Source organism: Actinomycetota bacterium, from assembly GCA_030776625.1.
GTDB lineage: Bacteria > Actinomycetota > CADDZG01 > CADDZG01 > WHSQ01 > MB1-2.
In genome coordinates, this window is the sequence record JALYHL010000001.1 from 297,697 (window position 1) to 317,491 (window position 19,795).

The 19,795-nt window shown below is 67.3% G+C and carries 10 protein-coding genes; 3 read left to right on the top strand and 7 right to left on the bottom strand.

The window, feature by feature from the left end; all coding sequences use genetic code 11:
• Positions 1-2 precede the first annotated feature (2 nt).
• Both M3N53_01505 and M3N53_01510 read right to left on the bottom strand, forming a co-directional pair.
• Positions 3-833 (bottom strand): DNA glycosylase, encoded by an 831-nt coding sequence (locus tag M3N53_01505; GenBank protein ID MDP9067009.1) that lies wholly within the window; start codon positions 831-833, stop codon positions 3-5.
• Positions 826-5,238, bottom strand: coding sequence for a DEAD/DEAH box helicase (locus M3N53_01510; protein ID MDP9067010.1), 4,413 nt, complete (start codon positions 5,236-5,238; stop codon positions 826-828). Before M3N53_01510 ends, M3N53_01505 begins: the two co-directional genes overlap by 8 nt.
• 113 nt (positions 5,239-5,351) lie before the next feature.
• Between M3N53_01510 and M3N53_01515 the strand changes: the two genes are divergently transcribed.
• Entirely contained in the window at positions 5,352-6,206 is an 855-nt protein-coding gene (locus M3N53_01515; GenBank protein ID MDP9067011.1) for a class I SAM-dependent methyltransferase, read from the top strand.
• A 61-nt stretch (positions 6,207-6,267) separates the two neighbouring features.
• On the opposite strand, the gene M3N53_01520 is transcribed toward M3N53_01515, so the two are convergent.
• Both M3N53_01520 and M3N53_01525 read right to left on the bottom strand, forming a co-directional pair.
• Entirely contained in the window at positions 6,268-9,408 is a 3,141-nt protein-coding gene (locus M3N53_01520; GenBank protein ID MDP9067012.1) for an ATP-dependent helicase, read from the bottom strand.
• Positions 9,405-12,470 carry an ATP-dependent helicase gene (locus M3N53_01525; GenBank protein ID MDP9067013.1) on the bottom strand — a complete coding sequence of 1,022 codons (3,066 nt, stop codon included), beginning with the start codon at positions 12,468-12,470 and terminating at the stop codon, positions 9,405-9,407. The genes M3N53_01520 and M3N53_01525 overlap by 4 nt, the downstream gene beginning before the upstream one ends.
• Positions 12,471-12,565: 95 nt before the next feature.
• Between M3N53_01525 and M3N53_01530 the strand changes: the two genes are divergently transcribed.
• Complete coding sequence (locus M3N53_01530; protein MDP9067014.1) at positions 12,566-12,856, top strand: hypothetical protein; 291 nt, start codon at positions 12,566-12,568, stop codon at positions 12,854-12,856.
• Between the two features lie 27 nt (positions 12,857-12,883).
• Here M3N53_01530 and M3N53_01535 read toward each other — a convergent pair whose 3' ends face one another.
• The 3 genes from M3N53_01535 to M3N53_01545 form a co-directional block, all read right to left on the bottom strand.
• Positions 12,884-14,107 (bottom strand): hypothetical protein, encoded by a 1,224-nt coding sequence (locus M3N53_01535; protein ID MDP9067015.1) that lies wholly within the window; start codon positions 14,105-14,107, stop codon positions 12,884-12,886.
• 113 nt (positions 14,108-14,220) lie between these two features.
• Complete coding sequence (locus M3N53_01540; GenBank protein MDP9067016.1) at positions 14,221-15,618, bottom strand: hypothetical protein; 1,398 nt, start codon at positions 15,616-15,618, stop codon at positions 14,221-14,223.
• A gap of 39 nt (positions 15,619-15,657) precedes the next feature.
• Positions 15,658-17,883: a hypothetical protein gene (locus M3N53_01545; GenBank protein ID MDP9067017.1), complete on the bottom strand. Its 2,226-nt coding sequence runs from the start codon at positions 17,881-17,883 to the stop codon at positions 15,658-15,660.
• 85 nt (positions 17,884-17,968) lie between these two features.
• On the opposite strand from M3N53_01545, the gene M3N53_01550 reads away from it, so the two are divergent.
• Positions 17,969-19,795: a TIGR03767 family metallophosphoesterase gene (locus tag M3N53_01550; protein MDP9067018.1), complete on the top strand. Its 1,827-nt coding sequence runs from the start codon at positions 17,969-17,971 to the stop codon at positions 19,793-19,795.

Sequence of the window (19,795 nt, forward strand, 5' to 3'; positions counted from 1 at the left end):
GCTCAGCCCTCTCTCATCGCCGTTGACGTGGTGCGGGCTATCGATGCAGGGGCGACAGGCTGGCACGTCGGGCACCAGAAGGTCACTCTGTCGCCGCCGAACCCGTCCTGCTCCCTCCGCCGGATCCGGGTCCCGCATCTGAAACAAGGTTGTTCCGCGCGACCGTATACCCACCGCTGACGACCCGGCCGGAGGTCGCCGGTCGTGATCTGGGTGCCGGTGGTTCGATTCGCCAGCATCAGCCGCGCCAGCAGATCCACCAGTCGATCGAGGTCCGCCACCTTGCCCGCCGGGGTCTGCGGGTCGACGCCCGCCAGGAAGCACACCTCGGATTTGTAGACGTTACCCGGACCCGCAACGATCCGTTGGTCGAGCAACAACGCGCCGATCTCTTCGTCCGGATGCGCGCGCAGCGATGCGACCACGCGCGCTGCGTCCCAGTCTTCGCCCAGAGGGTCAGGGCCCAGATGCCCGACGACCTGAACCTCGTGCTTGGTCTCGATCAGCTGGACGATCGCAAGGCGGAACCCGACCGCAACACGCGAGCGGTTCTTCAACACGGCTCGCACCTCGAACTGCGGCCCCCTCCATCTCTCGCCGTGACGGTACAGGTGCCAGCTCCCGTCCATCTTGTAGTGCGTGTGGAGCGTGAGCCCGCCTTGGATCCGGAAGAGGAGGTGCTTGCCACGCGGCACTACGTCTTCCACCGCACGTCCAGACAGATCGATCGTTGCAAGCGCGGGCACGCGGAAGTCGGACTTCGTCAGCTGCTCGTCTCGCAGCGCGGCGCGCAGCCGTGTCGCCGAGAGATAGACGGTGTCGCCTTCAGGCACGCAACCTCAACCCACGCGACGTCGGACGGAACCCTGCCTCTACCAATGCTCCGGCGAACGGCGCATCGAGGACCGGTTCGCCATCCGCCTTCTCCACCGCCAACTTGCCGAGGATCCCGTCGTGAGCCGCCAGCACCAGCGCGTCCACCGCCGGCTCGATGACGTCATCCGCGTGCGGGTACGACAACAGGCTCTTGCCGCCCTTCTCCACATAGAAGACCAGGTGCCCGTTCACGATCACCACGACGGCACCTGCCTTCCGCCCGGGGCGGTGCCCTCGTTCGCCCTCACGCTCGGGCCACGGCAGCGCTGCACCGTAGGGATTCGCCGGGTCTGCCGCTGCGAGCACCTGCGTCACCGCGTCGGACCGTGTGTCGGCCAGCGCGCGCATGCGATCGACGGCCCCCGCCAGTGCGAACTGTGCGCCGCCCAGGCCCTCGACGAAGTAACCGCGACGGCAACGACCCGCGTCTTCGAACGCTTTCAGCACGCCGTAGACCGCGGCGAAGCCTCCGGAGACGCGTTCCGCTTGTACGGAGCCGCGAGTAACGATGCCGTAGCGGGTCAGAAGTTGCTGCGCGGTGGCGTGCAAGCGGCGGGTGGACGAAGCGGCGCGCTCGGGGACAAGGCTCCAACGTCCGGACCCCGAAGGGGGCCCGAGGCGCGACGGGAGGTTGGGTCCACGCCGGCGGCGCCCGGATGTTCGCCGCGGCCTTCCGGCAAGGAGTGCCCGCAGCGGTGACAAGGTGTCGTTGGTGATCCGTCCGGCCCAAACGAGCTCCCACAGCGCAAGAAGGAGAGCGGCGTCGTCTACGGAACCGGCGGCTTGGCTCAGCTGTCGGAAGAAGAGAGCCCCGCCGCCGGCAAGCGCATCGAGAACCTGCTGCGCGGTTGGCGAGGGCTCGTCTTCGCCGGGCGGAGGCAACAGAAGCGGCGCTTCGCTCGCGAGCGCGAGCGTCACCCATCCGTCGGTCGATCCGATCGCGCCCGCACCGGCCCACACGATCTCTCCCGCGGCCCCGAGCTCGTCGAGAAGGGCCGGCGAGTACCCGGGCAGACGCGCAGGCAGAACTTGAGTCTCCAGGGCGGAAGCGGGAACCGGCGCGCCCTGTAACTGCTGGAGGACCGAGTACAGCGCCTCGACCGACGCGTCGCGCGGTCCGGCCGGCCCTATCCCCTGCCACGCGAGTGCGAACCGGGCCAGCACGTCGGGCGCCACCGGCTCGACCTCCTTGCGGAAGGCCGCCAACGAGCGACGCCGTAGCTTCCGCAGGACCTCCACGTCTACCCATTCGGAGCCGCTGCCGCCGGGGCGGAACTCCCCCGCCATCACACGTCCCTCGGCAGCTAGCTGCTCCAACGCGCGCTGCACGACCGCCGCACCGAGCCCCAGCCGCCGCGCCGCCGCCTCGGGAACGAACGGGCCTCGCGTTCGCGCGAAGCGCCCGACGACGTCGCCCAGCGGATCCTGCACGGGCTCGAGGAAAGCCTGCGGCAAACCCATCGGCAACGGAACGCCGAGCGCGTCGCGGAGCCGCGCCGCGTCCTCCACCGCGACCCAGCGTTCTTCACCCGCCACACGCAGCCGCAAGACCCGCCGCGCCCGCTCGAGCTCGCCTAACCAACTGTCTGCGAGCGATGGATCCTCCAGACGCGCGGCTACCTCGTCCGTCGTCAGGTCCCCGAGCGCGCGAAGCGCGTCGTGCAGGAAGTCGTAGGTGCGGATCTTCCTGTCGTCCGACAACATCTGAAGATCCAGCTCGAGTGAGACGAGGGCTTCCTCGTCGATCAGCTCGCGGAGCTCGTGACGGCCCATGATCTCGGACAACAGCGACCTGTCGAGCGACAACGCTTGCGCTCTCCGTTCGGCGAGCGGCACGTCGCCTTCGTACATGAACGCGCTGACGTAGGAGAACTGCAACGAGCTTGCGAACGGAGACGGCTGCTGGGTCTCCACTTCCACCACCCGGACCTCACGTGTGTCGATGCTGCGCAATAACCCCACCAGCGCGGGGACGTCGAAGACGTCCTGGAGACACTCCCGGAACGTCTCGAGCACGATGGGGAAAGAGCCGTAACGTCCCGCGACCTGAAGGAGATGCGCGCTTCGTTGCCGTTGCTGCCACAGAGGCGTGCGCGACCCGGGCCGCCTCTTGGGCAGCAGAAGAGCTCTCGCCGCGCACTCGCGGAAGCGGCTGGCGAACAAAGCGGAGCCGCCGAGGATGCCGACCACCAACTCCTCGACCTCTTCGGGGTCGAACAGCACGAGGTCATTCGGAGGAGGTTCGTCCGCGTCCGGCAGACGGATCACGATCCCGTCGTCGGTGTACATCGACTGAACCTCGAGGCCGAGGCGATCACGCACCTTCGCCTCGATCGCCTGCGCCCACGGAGCATGCACGCGCGCGCCGAAAGGTGAGTGGATGCACACGCGCCAATCCCCGAGCTCGTCGCGGAAACGTTCGACGACGATCGTGCGATCGTCCGGCAGCACACCTACAGCGTCCTTCTGCTCCTGCAGGTAAGCGACGAGGTTGTTGGCCGCGAGGTCGTCGAGCCCCGCGGCCGCAAGACGTTCAGCCTGCGCGTCCCGCTCGAGGCTCGTCAGCTCGCGGATGAACCCGCCGATAGCGCGGCCGAGCTCCGGGTCGCGCCCGGGCGCGTCGCCGTGCCAGAAAGGCATCTTTCCAACTTGGCCCGGTGCGGGCGTCACGAGCACGCGGTCGTGTGTGATCTCCTCGATCAGCCACGTCGACGCACCGAGGACGAAGGTGTCGCCGACACGGCTCTCGTACACCATCTCCTCGTCGAGCTCGCCGACGCGCGAGCCCTTCTCGCCTGCGATGAAGACGCCGAAGAGGCCGCGGTCGGGGATCGTCCCTCCGGACGTGACCGCGAGCCGCTGCGCCTGCGGCCGAGCCGTAAGCACGTCCGAGGTCCTGTCCCAGTTGATCCTTGGACGCAGCTCGGCGAACTCGTCCGACGGGTACCGTCCCGAGAGCATGTCGAGCACACCTTCGAGGGCGGAGCGCGGGAGCTCCGCGAACGGAGCGGAACGTCGTACCAGCCCCTCCAGCTCGTCGACCTTCCACTCGTCCATCGCGACCAGCGCCACGATCTGTTGGGCCAACACGTCCAGCGGGTTGCGCGGGAACGAGATCGCTTCGATCTCACCTGCGGCGATGCGCTCGGCGACCACCGCACACTCGACGAGGTCACCGCGGTACTTCGGATAGAAGACACCGCTGCTAACGGCGCCTACCTGGTGACCGCCCCGCCCGAACCGTTGGAGACCGGAGGCGACGCTGTCCGGCGCTTCCACCTGGACCACGAGGTCTACCGCACCCATGTCGATCCCCAGCTCCAGCGAGCTGGTCGCGACCACCGCCGGAAGCCGCCCCGCTTTTAGTTCGTCCTCGATCAACATTCGCTGCTCGCGGCTTACGGAACCGTGGTGCGCTCGCGCCACCTCTTCCTCCGCCAGCTCGTTCAGACGTCCGCACAGACGTTCCGCCAACCGCCGCGAGTTCGCGAACACGATGGTGCTGTTGTGCTCGCGGATCAGAGACAGCAGCGACTCCTCGACGTGCGGCCAGATGCTGGTGCGTTCCTCTGGACCGACGACGTCGCCGCTGCGGAGGTCTCCGGTGAGCTCGCCGATCGCACCCATGTCCTCCACCGGCACAACCACCGACAGATCGAAACGCTTATCGGTCGGAGGAGCGACCACGTCCACGCCACGGCCCCCAGCGAGGAACCGGGCAACCTCCTCCACCGGCCGAACCGTGGCCGACAGCCCGATCCGTTGGGCCGGCTGCGGAAGCAACTCGTCCAGGCGTTCAAGACTGAGCGCGAGATGGGCGCCGCGCTTGGTCGCAGCAACGGCATGGACCTCGTCGACGATGACGGTGTCGACGAAGCGCAGCGCCTCGCGTGCCTGCGAGGTCAACAACAGGAACAGAGACTCCGGCGTGGTGATCAAGATGTCTGGCGGCGTCGACGCGAACCGTCTCCTCTCCTCCTGAGGGGTGTCGCCGGTTCGGATCCCGACCGCTATGTCGGGAGGCTCGATCTCGAGGCGCAGCGCGGCCCCCCTGATGCCTGCGAGGGGTGAACGTAGGTTGCGCTCGACGTCTACGGCCAACGCCTTCAGAGGGGAGACGTAGAGCACCCGGAGGCGCTCCTTCGGAGGCGGCGGCGCGGCCGTCGCCAGCTTGTCCAGCGACCACAGGAACGCAGCGAGCGTCTTGCCGGATCCCGTCGGGGCGATCACGAGAGCGTCGCGTCCAGAAGAGATCGCCTCCCACGCACCGGACTGCGCCGCGGTCGGCGACTCGAACGCGCTCGAGAACCACGCTGTGGTGGGGGCCGAGAAACGATCCAGCGGAGCGGCCGAAGCGGTCATCGAACCATCATCCCGTACCGAATCCCGCCCCTGGTTCTGTCTCACTGGAACCCCTTGAACGTGTCGCTCGTGGGGGCGAAACTGAGGACATCATCTGGCTCCGAGGAGGCACCGTGGAACAGTCCGATCGCAGAGAAGAGCGTGGCGGAGCGGATGCCTACATCGAGAGCAATCGCGGCTTGTGGGACGAGCGGACCCGCGTCCACGTATCCAGCGACTTCTACGACGTCGCTAGCTTCAAGGACGGCAGCCGGACCAACCGCCTGCGCCCGTACGAGATGGAAGAGGTCGGTGACGTGCGGGGGAAAGACCTGCTTCACGTCCAGTGTCACTTCGGGCTCGACACGCTGTCGTGGGCGCAGCTCGGAGCCACCGTCACCGGCATCGACTTCTCCGCCGAATCCATCGGTGAGGCCCGCCGGCTCGCCGCCGAGGTCGGCCTCGACGCGACGTTCGTGCAGTCGGACGTGTACGACCTCCCGAACAACCTCACCGGTGACTTCGACATCGTCTACACGTCACGCGGGGTACTGGGATGGCTTCCGGATATCGGTGAGTGGGCGCGGGTCCTCGCTCGCTTCGTGCGGCCCGGGGGCTTCCTCTACGTGACCGAGGTCCACCCCGTCCTGCAGGCCTTCGACGACGAAGTAGAGCTTGGGGAGCTGAAGCTCCGGTATCGCTACTGGAGCGGCGACGTCATACGGATGCCGGTGGAAGGTTCCTACGCCGACCCATCGGCCGAGTTCGCGACTACTCACGAGCATGGCTGGAACCACTCGTTGGGAGAGATCGTGACGGCGGTGGCGACCGCGGGGCTACACATAGAGCACCTCCACGAGTTCCCCTTCCTCGAGTGGCCGTCCCCGCTTCTCGAAGAACAAGAGGATGGGACCTGGCGACTCCCCGGCGAGCTCGACGAGAAGCTGCCGCTGTTCTTCTCGTTGAAGGCGACGAAACCGGAGCTCTAGCCAGCTACGACGCGCGTGTGAGCCAGCTGAGTCTGGAGGTGAGGCCGCTGCCAGCTCGTCCCTAGACCGGAAGAGCACGGCTCAGCGGCGGCTCCCCGTCGAGGAACAGGTAGGTGAGGGTGACCTCCTGATCCTCGGACACCAGCCGGTTGGCGCGAAGAGCCCGCGCGTAGAGCGCAAGCTGGTCGCCGTCGCCAAGGTCTTCGTAACCGCTGCGGCTCCCCGTCTTGAAGTCGACGATCTCCACTCCGTCGTCACCGCGCTTGTACACCGCGTCGATCCGTCCTCTGACGATCCGGTCGCCGTCCCGCATCGTGAAGGGGAGCTCCACCATGGGCTCGCCGCTCGCCAACACCGCCAACTCGCGCTCCGCGTAGCCGGATGCCTCGAAGTTGTCGAGCAGCTGCCGGACGAGAGCGGGATCCGACACGGCCGCGGGCTCGTCGAGCTCCTGTTCCTCAGGATAGGGCGCGAGACCGCGCGCCTTCTCTTCGATCAACCGGTGCACCTCGGTCCCGAGACGCCGCTGCATCGTCGGTCGATGAGGAAGCGGCCGCACAAGCTCCCAGGCGTCGAGCTCGCCCTTGTTCAAACGGACCAGGCTGGTCGCGGACACGATGTCGGGCACCTGGGGCTTGACCTCTGCCCGCGAACCAAGAGCGGCGGCGATCACCTCCAGGTCGCGCCCGTGTGCTGCAACGGTCTCGGTCGCACGTCGGGAGGCGTCCTCGGGCAGCCGCTCCAGCAGGTCGACGACGGACACCGTTCCGGATACGACGGCGTCGGCCGCAGTGCCCCACCCGTCCTCGAACAGCGGATCGTCGATGGCAGCGCGCGGCGGTGGCGGCCACAGGCGACGGTCCTCCATCGCGCCGAACAGCGGGTTCTCTTCGGGGCGGTCGTCGCGTCGCACGACCTCCAGGAGGCCGCGTTCGGCCAGAGCCTCTAGTTCCTCCCAGAACTCCGAGGGCCCCTTCGGCGTCTTGTCACGGCCGTACCACCACGAGGCGCTGACCGCGAGGCGCTGCTTCGCCCGCGTCAGCGAGACGTAGAAGAGCCGGCGCTCGTCCTCGATCACCCTGTCTTTGACCGCGGCCTTGAACTTGCTGAGGTTCCCCTCGAACGCCGGAAGATGCGCGGCGTCCTCGCGCACCTCGTACGGGAGCTCCGCGTAACTGGTGAGCGGGTTCGACCCGCGCGTGTTCGGAAAGATCGAGTAGACCTTGTCCCCGCCCCGCCCCTCCGCCGCGGCCACGGACGGCACGAACACGCACTCGAACTCCAATCCCTTGGCCGAGTGCACGGTCATCAGCTTCACCGAGTCCTGGTCTGCAGGCTGCGTCGCATCCAGCGTCTCCTCTGCAACCTCGGCCGCATCGAGGTACGCGATGAACGAACGCAGCGTCGCCTCGCCCTCGACCGGAGCGAAGCTCGCCACCTGGTCGAGGAAGTTCGAGATGTTCTGGCGCGCCGCCCCCGCGGTGCGCGAGGTGGACGACTGCAACGCGGCCTCGATCCCGGTTCTCTGGATGATCTCTTGCACCAGCTCCAGCAGCGGCGCGTTCGACTTCTTGCGGATCTCGGCCAGGCGCTGCGAGAACGCGGTCAGCCGCTTCTTGGCCTCGGCCCCCAGATGCTCGATCTCGTCTAGATGACCGAGCGCCTCCGCGAGCGAGTAAGCGACGTCACCGGGCTCCATGTCGCGCGCGAGCTCCTCGTCGCCGCCGGCGAGCCGCAGCCGCAGATCCCAGTTCTGCGAGGTGGCCCAGCGCGCCAACAGCGACAGGTCCCGGTAGTGGATGCGCCAGCGGGGCCCGAGCAGGATCCGTCCGAGCCACCTGTTCGCCCCCGGCTTCGATTCGAGAGCCCGCAGCCAAGCGACGATCTCGGTGACCTCGGGGGTCTTCAGCAAGCCACCGAGCCCGATCACCTCGACCGGGATCTCCTTCTCTTCGAGCGCGTGGAGGATCGCATCCATCGCGGCTTTGCGGCGCACGAGGATCGCGATGTCCTTCCACGCCACCGGGTCACGTTCCTCCGCCGTCGGCTCGCCGTGCAGCCGCTCGCATTCCGAGGCGATCCAGTCCGCTTCCGTGCGCTCGTCAGAGAACAGAGTCAACGCGACCGCGCCCGTTCCGTTCTCCGGCTGAGCCCGCAGCGGGTCACCCGGGCGCCGCTCGGGATCGATCCGGCCGACCACTTCGTTGGCCACGTCCAGGATGTTCGAGCCGGACCGGAAGTTCTCCGACAGAGACACCGGGTCGTAGGGCGCGCCATCGGACCGCGGGAAGTCGTCGGGGAAGCCGATGAGGTTGTACATCGTGGCCCCGCGCCAAGCGAAGATCGCCTGGCGCGCGTCTCCCACGGCAGTCACGGCGCCGCCGGCTCCGATCAGGGCCTGCAGCATGCGGCGCTGCGCGACGTTCGTGTCCTGGTACTCGTCGAGCAGCACGAACGGAAAGCGGCGGCGGTACGCCTCGCGAACCTCGTCGTTCCCCTCTAGGACCTCGACGGCTTTAGAGATCTGATCGCCGAAATCGATCCTTCCCGCGCGCTGCTTCGCCCCGATGTAGGCGCCGACGGCGGTGATCAACTCCTTGCGCTTGGCTGCGGTATCCACCATCGCTTCGTCCGCTCCGGTCAACGAAAGGATCCGATCCGCGGCGGCGTCGATCGCGTCGAGGCCGACCATGTGATCGGCGACCGAGGATGCGAGTCCCAGAGCTCTCCCGACGACGTAGGAGGAGCGGATCTCCAACGCCTCGAACGGCGGCAGGTCATCGAGACAGGACAGCAGCAACTGCCACTGTTGGGCGTCCGACAACAGGCCGGCTTCGGGCTCGATCCCGACGAGCAGTCCGTGATCCCGTACGACTCCGGCGGCGAACGCGTTGTAGGTCTGCACGGTTACGTCCTCGCCGCTCTCGTCGTGGATCTCCGCCAGCGCCCGGTGCACGCGTTCCGTTAACTCCTCCGCGGCCTTGTTCGTGAAGGTGAGGCCCAGGATCTGCGACGGCGAGAACGGCTGTGTCTCGAGAGCCCACGCGATGCGCGCGGCCATGACCGCGGTCTTGCCGGAGCCTGCACCGGCGATCAGGTACAACGGCTCGAGTGGATGCGAGATCGCGCGCCACTGCTCGTCGGTCGGGTCGTACCCCTTGAGGGCCGCGCGGATGGCGGCGGAACGCCGCGGGTCGCTCACGCCGGCAGCTCCTTACCCTCGGCCCACAGCGGACACAGCGGCTTGAACTTGCACCAGGTGCAGTCGGCCTCGGGATTGGGCCTGAAGTCTTCTGCGAGCACACCCTCGATGAGGCCCGGTAGGCGCTTGATCGCCTCTTGCGCCTCCTCCGGTGTCTGCGCGCGCTTGGCGACCTGCCCCCGTGACAACGCAGCACCCGGATACACCAACTGCATCGCGTTCGGCTCGCCCAGGGCCTTCAGCTCGGGATCGGCCGAAGCGGCCAGGTGGTAGATCGCCAGCTGCAACGACCGCTTCGCTTCCTCCCACTGAACGGGGCTGCGCGAGGTCTTGTAGTCGGTGACGATCAGGTTCTTGCCGATCACGTCGACGCGGTCGATCCGGCCCGTGATGCGGTGCCCGTCGAGGTCGACCTTGAAGCTGACCTCGGCCATCGCGGCCTGAGTCGGCTTCAAGAGGTTCACGTATCGCTCGATCATGATCTGGCCGTCGCGCCGGAACTGCCGCGCCATCGCCTTGTTCGGGAAGACGTCTTCCTTGAAGAGCTCGTTGTAGCGGTCCCGCAGCGCGGCCCAGTCGCCCGGCGGGATAACGCCTGTCTCGATCTCTTCGAAGATCTTGTGCACCCACGAGCCGAACGCCATGTTGTGCGAGCTCTCGGGGTCGAGCCCCAGGACGACGGAGCACAGGTACTGCAGGCCACAGTTGTCGTAGGTCGAGATCCGCGAGTAGCTGGTGCGCAGCTTGTCCGGGGGGAGGTCGTCGATCTTGTCTGCCTGCTGCGCGCGGATCGGCAGCGCACCTTCCGTCCAGTCCCAGCGCCACCACCACTCGCTGGGGTGCGCCGAGCTACAGCCTGGGTCCATGCGACAGATCTCCGCGATGGCGGCGAGGGCCGCGATGCGTTCCTCCGGTGGCTGCGAGACATCGGCAAGCGTCTGGCGGTGGCGAGCCGCTGCTTCGGCGAAGGTCAGCGGCGGCAGGTCCTCGACTGCCCCGACCTCCGGGATCTCGCCGACCAGCTCGGCGATGAACCGGCTCGGCTCGCCGCGGCGCGTCGGCCCCGGCGACGTCGTAACGATGCAGCGTTCGGTGGCCCGGGTGAGCGCGACGTAGAAGACGCGGCGATCCTCCATCTCGTTCTTGCGCGTCCTCCGCACGGGGTCGGTCTCGTCGAGGTAGTACGGGTCGAACAACCCGGTCGCGCGACGTCCCTTGGGGATCGATCCCTCGACGACGCCGCACACCGCGACGAGCGACCACTCCTTGCCCTTCGCCCCGTGGAACGAGACGACGGTCACCCCGCCGCTAGAGCGCTCCGGGGGAAGCCACGGGTCGGAGCCGAAGTCGGCGCGGCCGATCGCCTCCAGGTAATCGGCGAACGTCCCGGTACCGCGCCGCCGTTCGACGAAGCGCCCGAGCGCGCGGCTGAATGCAACGAGCGCATCGAGGTCTCGGTGCGCCGGATCGCTCAAGCTGGTCCGGGCGCGCTCCTGCAGGGAGCGGCACACCACCGAGCGGTCCCACACGACCCAGAAGGCTTCGTCGGCGGGGGCATCCTTCTTCGCCCGCAGCAGATCGCGCAGCTCGATCAACTCCCGGATCTTCGCGGGCGCATCGGGATCCTTGCCGAGCTTCGGCACCTCTTCGACGACCTCTGCCAACGTGCGACCGGAGATACGCGCGATGCGTTCCAGCTCGCGGACCGAAGCGTCCTCGAGGTCGATCAGCGGCGACCGCAGCAGCTGCGCTACCTGCTCGTTGTCGACCTGGTCCGAGCATGCGAACCGGGCGAGGTCCGCGAAAGCCTGCACGATCGCCTCCCTCCCCAGCGGGCGATCCGGTGCGCTGACCGAGAAAGGCACCTCGAGGGCGGTCAGCGCGCGCTCCAGCGGGGGCAGCATCGAGCGAGGTGACGTCAAGAGGATCGCCATGTCTTCGTAGGGGACGTTCTGAGTCAGGTGCGCGAGCCGCACCGCGCGCGCCACGGCCTCCACTTCCGCCGCGAGGCTGCCAAAACGCTTGACCTCCAGCGTGGAGGTGCCGGCGAACGCGGACGGCCTGTGGTCGCGATCGTCGTTGCGCGCGATCAGCGTGCTGGTCGCCACGCCGAGCTGCGGCCCCAGCCGATAAGAGGTCCGCAAGGTGACCGTCTCGTGCTGACCGAGCTCCTTCTCGAAATCCTCGATCCAGTCTGGCTCGGCGCCCCTGAACGTCTCGATGGCGGAGTCGGGATCCCCCGCCAGCACCAGCGAGCGCCCCGCGCCGCCGCCCGTAGTGAAGCCCGTCAGGAAGTGCAGCAACCGCTGTTGCACCAACGCCAGCTCCTGACCGTCGTCCACCAGGATGTGCTGGAAGCGCAGGTGCAACGAGGCCCGCACGTCTTCGTAGTTCGCGATCAGCTCCACCGCATCGCGCAGAAGCGTCGGGTAGTCGACGCGGCTCCGCTGCCTGAGGTGCGTGTGGTGACGCTTGTGGAAGGCGATCAGCTCGGCCCACGCTGGGCGCACCCGCGCCAGCGGCTCCAGCTCCGGAGGATCCATCGCCCGCTGCCCCACGCGGATGAAGAAGTCGACGACCTCGTCGACGAAGCCGCGGTTGCGCAGCAGGTGCTTGTGATGCGGCCAGTTCGCCTCGTTCTCGGCCGCCAGCGCATCCCGCACCGCCCCCCACTGCTCGGGGCTGGTGAGGAGAACCGGCGGCTCGGAGTAGTCGAGCTTGTCGTAGTGCCGGGACACGAGGTGATACGCGAGGCCGTGCCACGTGTACACGGGCACCTCGATCAGCGCGTCGAGCCCCTCCTCGAACAGCAGGCGGCGCGTGATGCGATCCTGGAGCGCCATCTTCTGAGCGCGGTTCGGAACCAGGAACAAGATCCGATCGGACGAGCAGCCGGGCTCCTGCGCGAGCCGCACGAACCGCTCCTCCAACAACCTGGTCTTGCCGGTGCCAGGACCGCCCAACGCGAGCAACGGACCGGTGTCGTGATCCACGACCTGCTGTTGATCCGGGTCCGGCTCCAGCCGCGTTCCGGAGCGGGTCAACTCCCCCACTTCTGTCATCGACTCAACTTAGCGCGCCCCTAAGACAGAAAACACGTGGTGCGCGAAAAGCCGCGGGTGGATCTCCGCGCTCGGCTCGCTTCTACACTGCGGCCATGCGTGGCACCTCGCCGGACAAAGGTCGAGTGAGCTCCAGCGTCGACCGCACCCGTCTACAACGGACGCTCGCGTTGCTTGCATCGCTCGGACTATGGCTAGTCGCCGCGGGCCCGCCCGACGACGAACCCATCGCTCGTTGGGCAGGCATGCTTGTCTTCCACCTGCTCGCTGCGTTGTTGATCAGGTGGCTGTTGGTGCGAACGCAGAAACCGCGACCCCGTCTGTGGTCACCCTGGTTGTTCGTGATCGCGGCGGGCGTCGCCCTGCTCCGGCGACTCGGCCCCTGACCGCAAGGCTCTCGGCGCCCCTCCCGCCTACCTCTCCGGCTCGAACGGGTTGCTGATCGCGAGGATCACGGCGTAGCGGCGGAGCAACTCGACCGCCTCTCGCTGCCTAGGCCCGAACCGCTCGACCGACACTTCGCAGTCGACGTTGTTCTCGCCGTTCAGGCACCGGTCGGTCCCCGCGCCACCGTTCAAAGCGTCCCGGTGGCCCGCGCCCTCCAGGACGTCGTCGCCACCAAGGCCCGAAAGGAGATCGTTGCCGGACGGGCCTCCATAGAGGTAGTTGTTCGTTCCGTCACCGGTCAGGCTGTCGTTGCCGTAGCCGCCGGCCAGGCCCTCGAAACCAGCTATCAGGATCTGCTGCCCGAAACCACAAGCTCCGCGCGTGGCCGTGCCCGTCTCCAGACTGGCCGTAACGGTCGAGTAAGAGACACGGAACGACGCGACATCTGCGCTGCCGGCGCCGCCGTGGAGTTCGTCCGCGCCGCAGTAGCCGTCGATCAGGTCGTTGCCGCCGAGACCGTAGATGTGATCGACGCCGAGCCCTCCGACGAGGATGTTGTCCTCCCCATCACCTCGGATCACCGGATCGAGCCCGCGCTCCCGCCCACGGTCCACCGTTCCTTCGTACCCGAGCACGTTCTCGACCCCACTCACCGAGTCGACCGTGTCGTTCTCAGACACCGCGACGCCCTCCGTGAGGTCAATCAGCGCTACACCGGCGCCATACCCGAGCGAGTCATTCCCCTCGCCACCGACGAAAGCATCGAGTCCGCCGCTGTCCAGGAGTAGGTCGTTCCCAAAGCCACCGATCACTTCGTCGCGGTCGAGCGACACGGTGTCGTATTCAGGACCGCCGCGGACGACGTCGTCTCCGGCGTCACCCATGACGAGATCGACGTCCGCGCCTCCGTAGGTGTGGTCGTTGCCCTCACTGCTAGCGAGCTCGTCGTCGCCCTCGCCGCCGAACGTGAAGTCCGCTCCATCGCCGGCCATCACGAAGTCGTCACCTTCACCCGCACAGATGTAGTCGTCGCCGCCGAGCCCTAGTACAGAATCATCACCCGACAACCCGGCGATGACATCTGCACCCTCCGTCCCCTTCAGGAGGTCATCGCCCGGCGTTCCGATAACCGTGGCCGCAGACCCCAAGCAGTAATGATGTGAATCCTGGTGTGCAGCGTTCGCGATCCCCGGCGCGAGGAGAACCAGCACAAGGGATGAGATTCCGAGCTGCAAACGGTGCGCCGCCACAGCGCCTCCTTCGTCCGCTGGAGCGCTTTCGGCTCCACCGCTAGAGGAGACGAGCGGATCCGGACGAACGTTGCATAGGGGGTGCCGTAACCGAAGCGCGAAGAGGTAGAGGGCTAGGGAACCTCGACGATCGAGTAAGCCACCGGGCTAGGGAGGTTGCGCACCTTGCGGATCTGACCGTCCGGCAGACGCACCTTCAGCAACGCGCCACCGTAGTTGGTCCCGAGGGCCGTCCTCCCGATGACGGTGGGCTCGCGGGCTTCCCAGCGACCGAACCTCGACACCGTCCGCAGCCGCAGGTCGAACACGTAGCTCCGCGTGGGAGACGAGATGAAGGCCGCCGGGCGGCGGGGGCCCATCCAACCGGGATACCCGTAGAACTCACCGGTACCGAGAGACCGCGTCCTGAGCGTGGCTCGTCGCCTCGACACGTCGACGGTGTAGAAGACCGTTGGCTCGCTCTCCATCCGATCCCACGGTGGGGAGGCGATCCCGGCGAGCTTGTCCCCATCGGGGCTCGGCACCAGCGCGCTGGAGAACCGAGGCGGAAGCTTGATCACCGAACGTTCGGCGCGCGTGCGCAGCGATAGCCGGACCAGGTCCCGCCCCCAGCGCCCTTCCTGCAGATAGAGATGCGGGCCGACGAACGTGGCGCTGCGCGCCGTGCCGCTGTGGATGACGGTGCCGGTGCGACCTTCGATCTCCAACACCAGGCTCTTCGCCTCCGGCTCCCCATAGGCCGTCGAGAAGATCACGACGCGTCGCCCGAGTCGGTTCCGACAATCGAGAGCGGTCGGATCGTGCCTCGGGTACTTCTGCCGCCGTCCGTACGGCAAGCTCACCTGACGCACCACCTCGAAGGTCGCGAGGTCGCGCACGAACAGCTGCGGAGGATCGGGATACCTCTGGCCGATCTCAAGCGAGCGCTGCCCCCCCGGACAGACATCCATCCGGTAGACGTCGGTGCCGCCGTACCCGTACGCGACGGTGCGACCGCGGCGATCGAGCCCCATCACCTGCGCCTCGCCGAAGCTTCCACCGACCAGCATCCGCACGGGCGGCTCACCGGTCGGTGCCGGTAGCGGCGAGGCCGCCTCGCGCATCTCTTCGGGCGTCGTCTGTCTGCAGAGGCTGGAGCTCCACGCGCCGTCTTTTCGCTGCTCCAGGAAAAGGCCGTACTGCTCGCCCTCCCGCGTCTCCAACCCGCAGCTCGCGCCGGAGAAGGCTGAATGGACCTCCACGATGTCGCCGGGCTCGCCGAGCTCGCCCTTGTACTCCTCGTCCAGCCTGAAGGAGTAGATGGTGTCTGCGCCGGAGCTTGAGATCCCGCTCGGATCCGGCGGCTCCGCAAGATGTTTCTCCAGGAAGGTCCCCACGAAAGCTGCGTCGGCTTCGGCGAAGGCATCGCGGGGATCGCCGAATGCGCAGGAGCAAGCCTTCGCCGCCTGGACCGGAAGCAACAGGAGAACGCCTGCGATGCAGGCGACGCGGATCGTCCGACCGAGCCTCATACCCTCATTAGACGACGGAACGAGCAGAAAGTTCCAAGCTCAGTCTCGGAAATCCACCCTCAACGAAAGGGGCGAGACCGGGATCTCGATGCTGGCACCCGAGTAGGTGACGGTCGAGGGGAAATTGTCCCGGCGCAGGAAGGGCTGATCCGACTGCGTGACCTCGATGACGATCTTGTGCCCTTTCTCGAAGATCCAGGCGTTCCCGAAGAGGTCGAAGTGGCGGCAGTTCCTGTCCGGAGCAACCGCCGTATTCACGCGGCACACGCCACGGGTCACCATCGTCATGGTGCCGTTGGGCGCCTTGTCGAACAGCCGCGCCGCGAGCCAGTAGTCCGGCGCGCTGCTCTGATGCTCCAGCTTCAGCGTCGGGATGCCCATCATCGTGAAGGGCTCTTTGACGTCGTCCTCGTACACGACGACGCCGGGGCCGGGGCTCGCCTGAGACGTGGTGAAGCACTTGTCGGCGGTGCGGTCGCGCGCGACCGGATCGCTCTCCTGCGCATGCCCGTCGAGCGCGCCGTTGCTGGTCGTCCCACCCGCGCCCCATCCGAAGGTCACTCTCTGCGGCGCGAGAGCACGCCACGAGCGGGCGCGGTGCTCGGCCCCCGGCTCATCGGCCTTGTACTTGTCGGTGGCGTTGGCAGGACAGATCGTGGTCGTCGCGGAGACGTCTTTCTTCGGCCGCCGCCCCTTGTCGCGCAGGTAGAAGTCCAGGAACTTGTTCATCCGGAAGTTCACGCCCTTGCGCACCCGCGCCGGCGACCTCATGAGGTTCACCGACCCGTCGGGCCGTGTGAAGTCCTTGACCGTGCAGACGTGGTGGTCGTCACCGCAGATGTCGTCCCATTCCTTCGGCTTGTTCTGCGTGAAGTGCTGGTAATCGCCGAGATACATCGTGATCGGGTAGTCCCGGTTCAACGAGCGAAGCTTGTTGTAGAAGCGGATCGTCTCCATCGTCGGAAACAGCGGGTCCGTCCACGTCGCCGCGGCATACACAGGAACGGTCATCCCGTTCCCGACCCGCCGCCAGTACTTCTGCTGGAAGTACGCGGATCGGTCGCGCAGGAACATCTCGAGCACCTTTTCCAGGTTCGGGTCGCCGTCGTACGGCTCACCCGCCTGAAGGCGCGAGTACGCGTCATGGAGGTAATCGGGAAAGGTCGTGTGGTTCGTCGCCGCCAGGTTCCCGCTGGCGTACAAGCCCGCCACGATGCTCTGCTTCTCCACCCCGATCGGGTCGCGTGACAGCGCCTTCGCCGCATCGGTCGGAGCGACGAACGTCTTGCCGCTACGCGGGTCGCGATCGAAGTAGTGGCCCGAAGGCACCAGGGCTTCGACGAGGTCGGTCCAGCCGTACTTCGTCACCGCCGCGCCGAGCTTGATCGGGACGTCCAGCGCCGGGCTCTTCCAGGTCGGATCCGTCAGCGCCAACCACGAGAACCCGCCGCCGTAGGAGCCTCCGACCGCGCCGACGTTGCGCGGGTCGATCCGGAAGAGCGGCGCCTGCCCCTCGGAGCGCCGCATCGCGTCGTGGTCTGCCAGAAGCCCCACGAGGTACTGGTAGTCGTTGATCTCGTACCGACGCGAGTCAAGCTGCGTCGTGCCGGTGGAGCCACGATCTTCGCTGTTGCGGAAGCCGCGGGCGGTGTAGGTGATGACCACGTAACCGCGCGACGCGAACCACGCGTTCGAGTGATGCCACTGCTCGTTGGATGCATCGACGGTCGACGCCTCCCACGACCGCTTGTTGCCACCGCAGCACCCGTGCATGAACACGATCACCGGATAACCGTTCTTCGGTGGCCTCATCGTGGCGAAGTCACCGCCGACGAGCTTCTTCATCGCGGGAGACGGAGGAAGCGTCACGTCCACGTCCAGGCTGATCCGGTTCTCCCGTTCCGGACGAAGGTCGTCCTTCGCCGTGGCCTCCGCCGCTTCCTCGATCGACGCCGGCTTCGGAAGTCCGGTGAAGTCGTCGCCGTCGCTACGCGCCGCGTACTTCACCGGGACCGGGATCGCGCCCTCTCCTCCGCCGCGGGGCGGCACGCCGTCGTCGCAGAAGACGTAGGGAAGCTGGAGCCCGTTCGCGGCGTCGTCGTCGAGCGCGTCCCTCACGGAGCAGGCTGCCTTGTCCACGAGACCCGATAGCGCCGCAAGCGAGTCCCCGACCAGGGGGTCTGGCTCTGCCTGCGCGCGCACGCTCGCGCCCGGCAGCAGCGAGGCGAGAAGAGCCGGGATCACGAGGAGGCGAAGCCGCTTCATCCGGAGCCAATCCTCCCACCTGGGGTCGCGCAGGTGGACCAGAAATGAACAGGAACTGTCCCCGAGATGTCGAATCCACCCCCTCATGGACATGACCCGCCGCGACTTCCTGCGCGCCACCGGCGCGGCCGCGGCAGGAGCGGCCCTTCCGGGGTTGTGGAGGCCTCGCCTCGCCACCGCCCTGGCCGCCGAGCTCACGGTCGCCGACCTCACCACGCTCGCCCGCACGATCGTGAAGGGCTCTGCGCTGCGCGAAGGCTCGATGGGCAAGTACTACCGCCTCTCGGAGGGCCCGGGCGAGCCGCACATCGTGCGCGAGGAGCTCGCCCGCAGACGTTCCGCCGGATCGCAGCGCGATCTCGGAAGCGCCCGGCGTCCGCTGCTGAACTTCGCCCACTTCACCGACATCCACATCATCGACGCAGAGTCTCCGGCCCGGGTCGAGTGGTTCGATCGCTACTCGGACGACCGTTGCTCGAGCATCCCGTTCTCGTCCGCGCAGCGACCGCAGGAGACGATGACCCTCCAGGTGCTGGAGGCGATGATCCGCCAGATCAGATCGATCCGCGTGAGCCCGCTCACCGGATCCCCGCTGGCATCCGTCGTCTGCACGGGCGACAACATCGACAACGAGCAGTTCAACGAGCTCCGCTGGTTCATCGATGCGATGGACGGCGGCAAGAACATCACCCCCGACTCCGGCGCTAGCGGCTATGAGGGCGTGCAGTCGGCGGACTGGAACGACCCCGAGTACTGGCACCCGGACCCCAAAGTCCAGGACAAGTACAAGCAGCAGTGGGGCTTCCCCGACTACCCGGGTCTCCTCGATTCCGCGATGAAGCCGTTCAGCGCCACCGGCGTCGGCATCCCCTGGTACCAGACCTTCGGCAACCACGATGGCCTCGTCCAGGGAAACGTGCAGCGCAACGCCTTCTTCGAAGCCGGCGCCACGGGGCCTGCGAAGATCTCCGGACCTCCCCCCGGGCTGCAGCCGTGTGACGGCTTCCAGACCCTGCGCGACAACCCGAACGCGCTCCTGACGGCGCCAGTCCGGGTCGTCTCGCCGGACCCCGCGCGGCGCTTCGTGTCGCGGATGGAATACATCGAGGAGATGTTCAAGACGACCGGAACGCCCGTGGGCCACGGCTTCACCAAGGCGAACCGGGACGCCGCCACCGCCTACTGGTTCACCGACGACCATCCCGGCTTCCGCTTCATCGGGCTCGACACCGTGAACCCCGGCGGCTTCTCCGAGGGGAGCATCGGGCGCGCTCAGTTCAGGTGGCTCGAGGAGCGCCTTCTCGAGGTCTCCAGCCGGGTGCGCGACTCAGACGGCAAGGACTCCTCCAACGACAAAGCCAAGGAAGACCGCCTCGTCATCCTGTTCAGCCACCACGGTCTGCGTTCGCTGGATAACCCGAACCACGCGCCCGACCCGCTCCACCCCGACGAGAACGACGAGCCGCGCGTGCTCGCGCCGGAGATCGAGGCGCTGGTGCACCGGTTCCCGAACGTCATCGCGTGGGTCAACGGTCACACCCACAACAACATCATCGAGCCGCGCAAGAACAAGAACGGCGGCGGCTTCTGGGACATCGGAACCGCGGCCCACATCGACTGGGCCTGCCAGTCGCGGCTGATCGAGGTCATCGACAACCGCGACGGGACCCTGTCGATCTTCTGCACGATGGTGGACCACGCCGCTCCGGTGACACCAAGCGGCACCGATTCCGTCCTAGATCTCGCCTCCATCTCGCGCGAGCTCGCGGCGAACGACCCTCAGTATGGCTTCGAGGGCAAGGGCCGCGGCGAAGCCAAGGACCGCAACGTCGAGCTGGTGATCGCGGCGCCCTTCAACGTCCGCAGCATGAAGCGGCAGCAGCGGCGGTCGCTGGTCGGAGCCCCCGCCTAG

Excerpts from the sequence above, each read along its gene's own strand:
- M3N53_01550 (MDP9067018.1), top strand. The coding sequence starts at position 17,969 with ATGGACATGACCCGCCGCGACTTCCTGCGCGCCACCGGCGCGGCCGCG.
- M3N53_01540 (MDP9067016.1), bottom strand. The coding sequence starts at position 15,618 with ATGAGGCTCGGTCGGACGATCCGCGTCGCCTGCATCGCAGGCGTTCTC.
- M3N53_01530 (MDP9067014.1), top strand. The coding sequence starts at position 12,566 with ATGCGTGGCACCTCGCCGGACAAAGGTCGAGTGAGCTCCAGCGTCGAC.
- M3N53_01525 (MDP9067013.1), bottom strand. The coding sequence starts at position 12,470 with ATGACAGAAGTGGGGGAGTTGACCCGCTCCGGAACGCGGCTGGAGCCG.
- M3N53_01545 (MDP9067017.1), bottom strand. The coding sequence starts at position 17,883 with ATGAAGCGGCTTCGCCTCCTCGTGATCCCGGCTCTTCTCGCCTCGCTG.
- M3N53_01510 (MDP9067010.1), bottom strand. The coding sequence starts at position 5,238 with ATGACCGCTTCGGCCGCTCCGCTGGATCGTTTCTCGGCCCCCACCACA.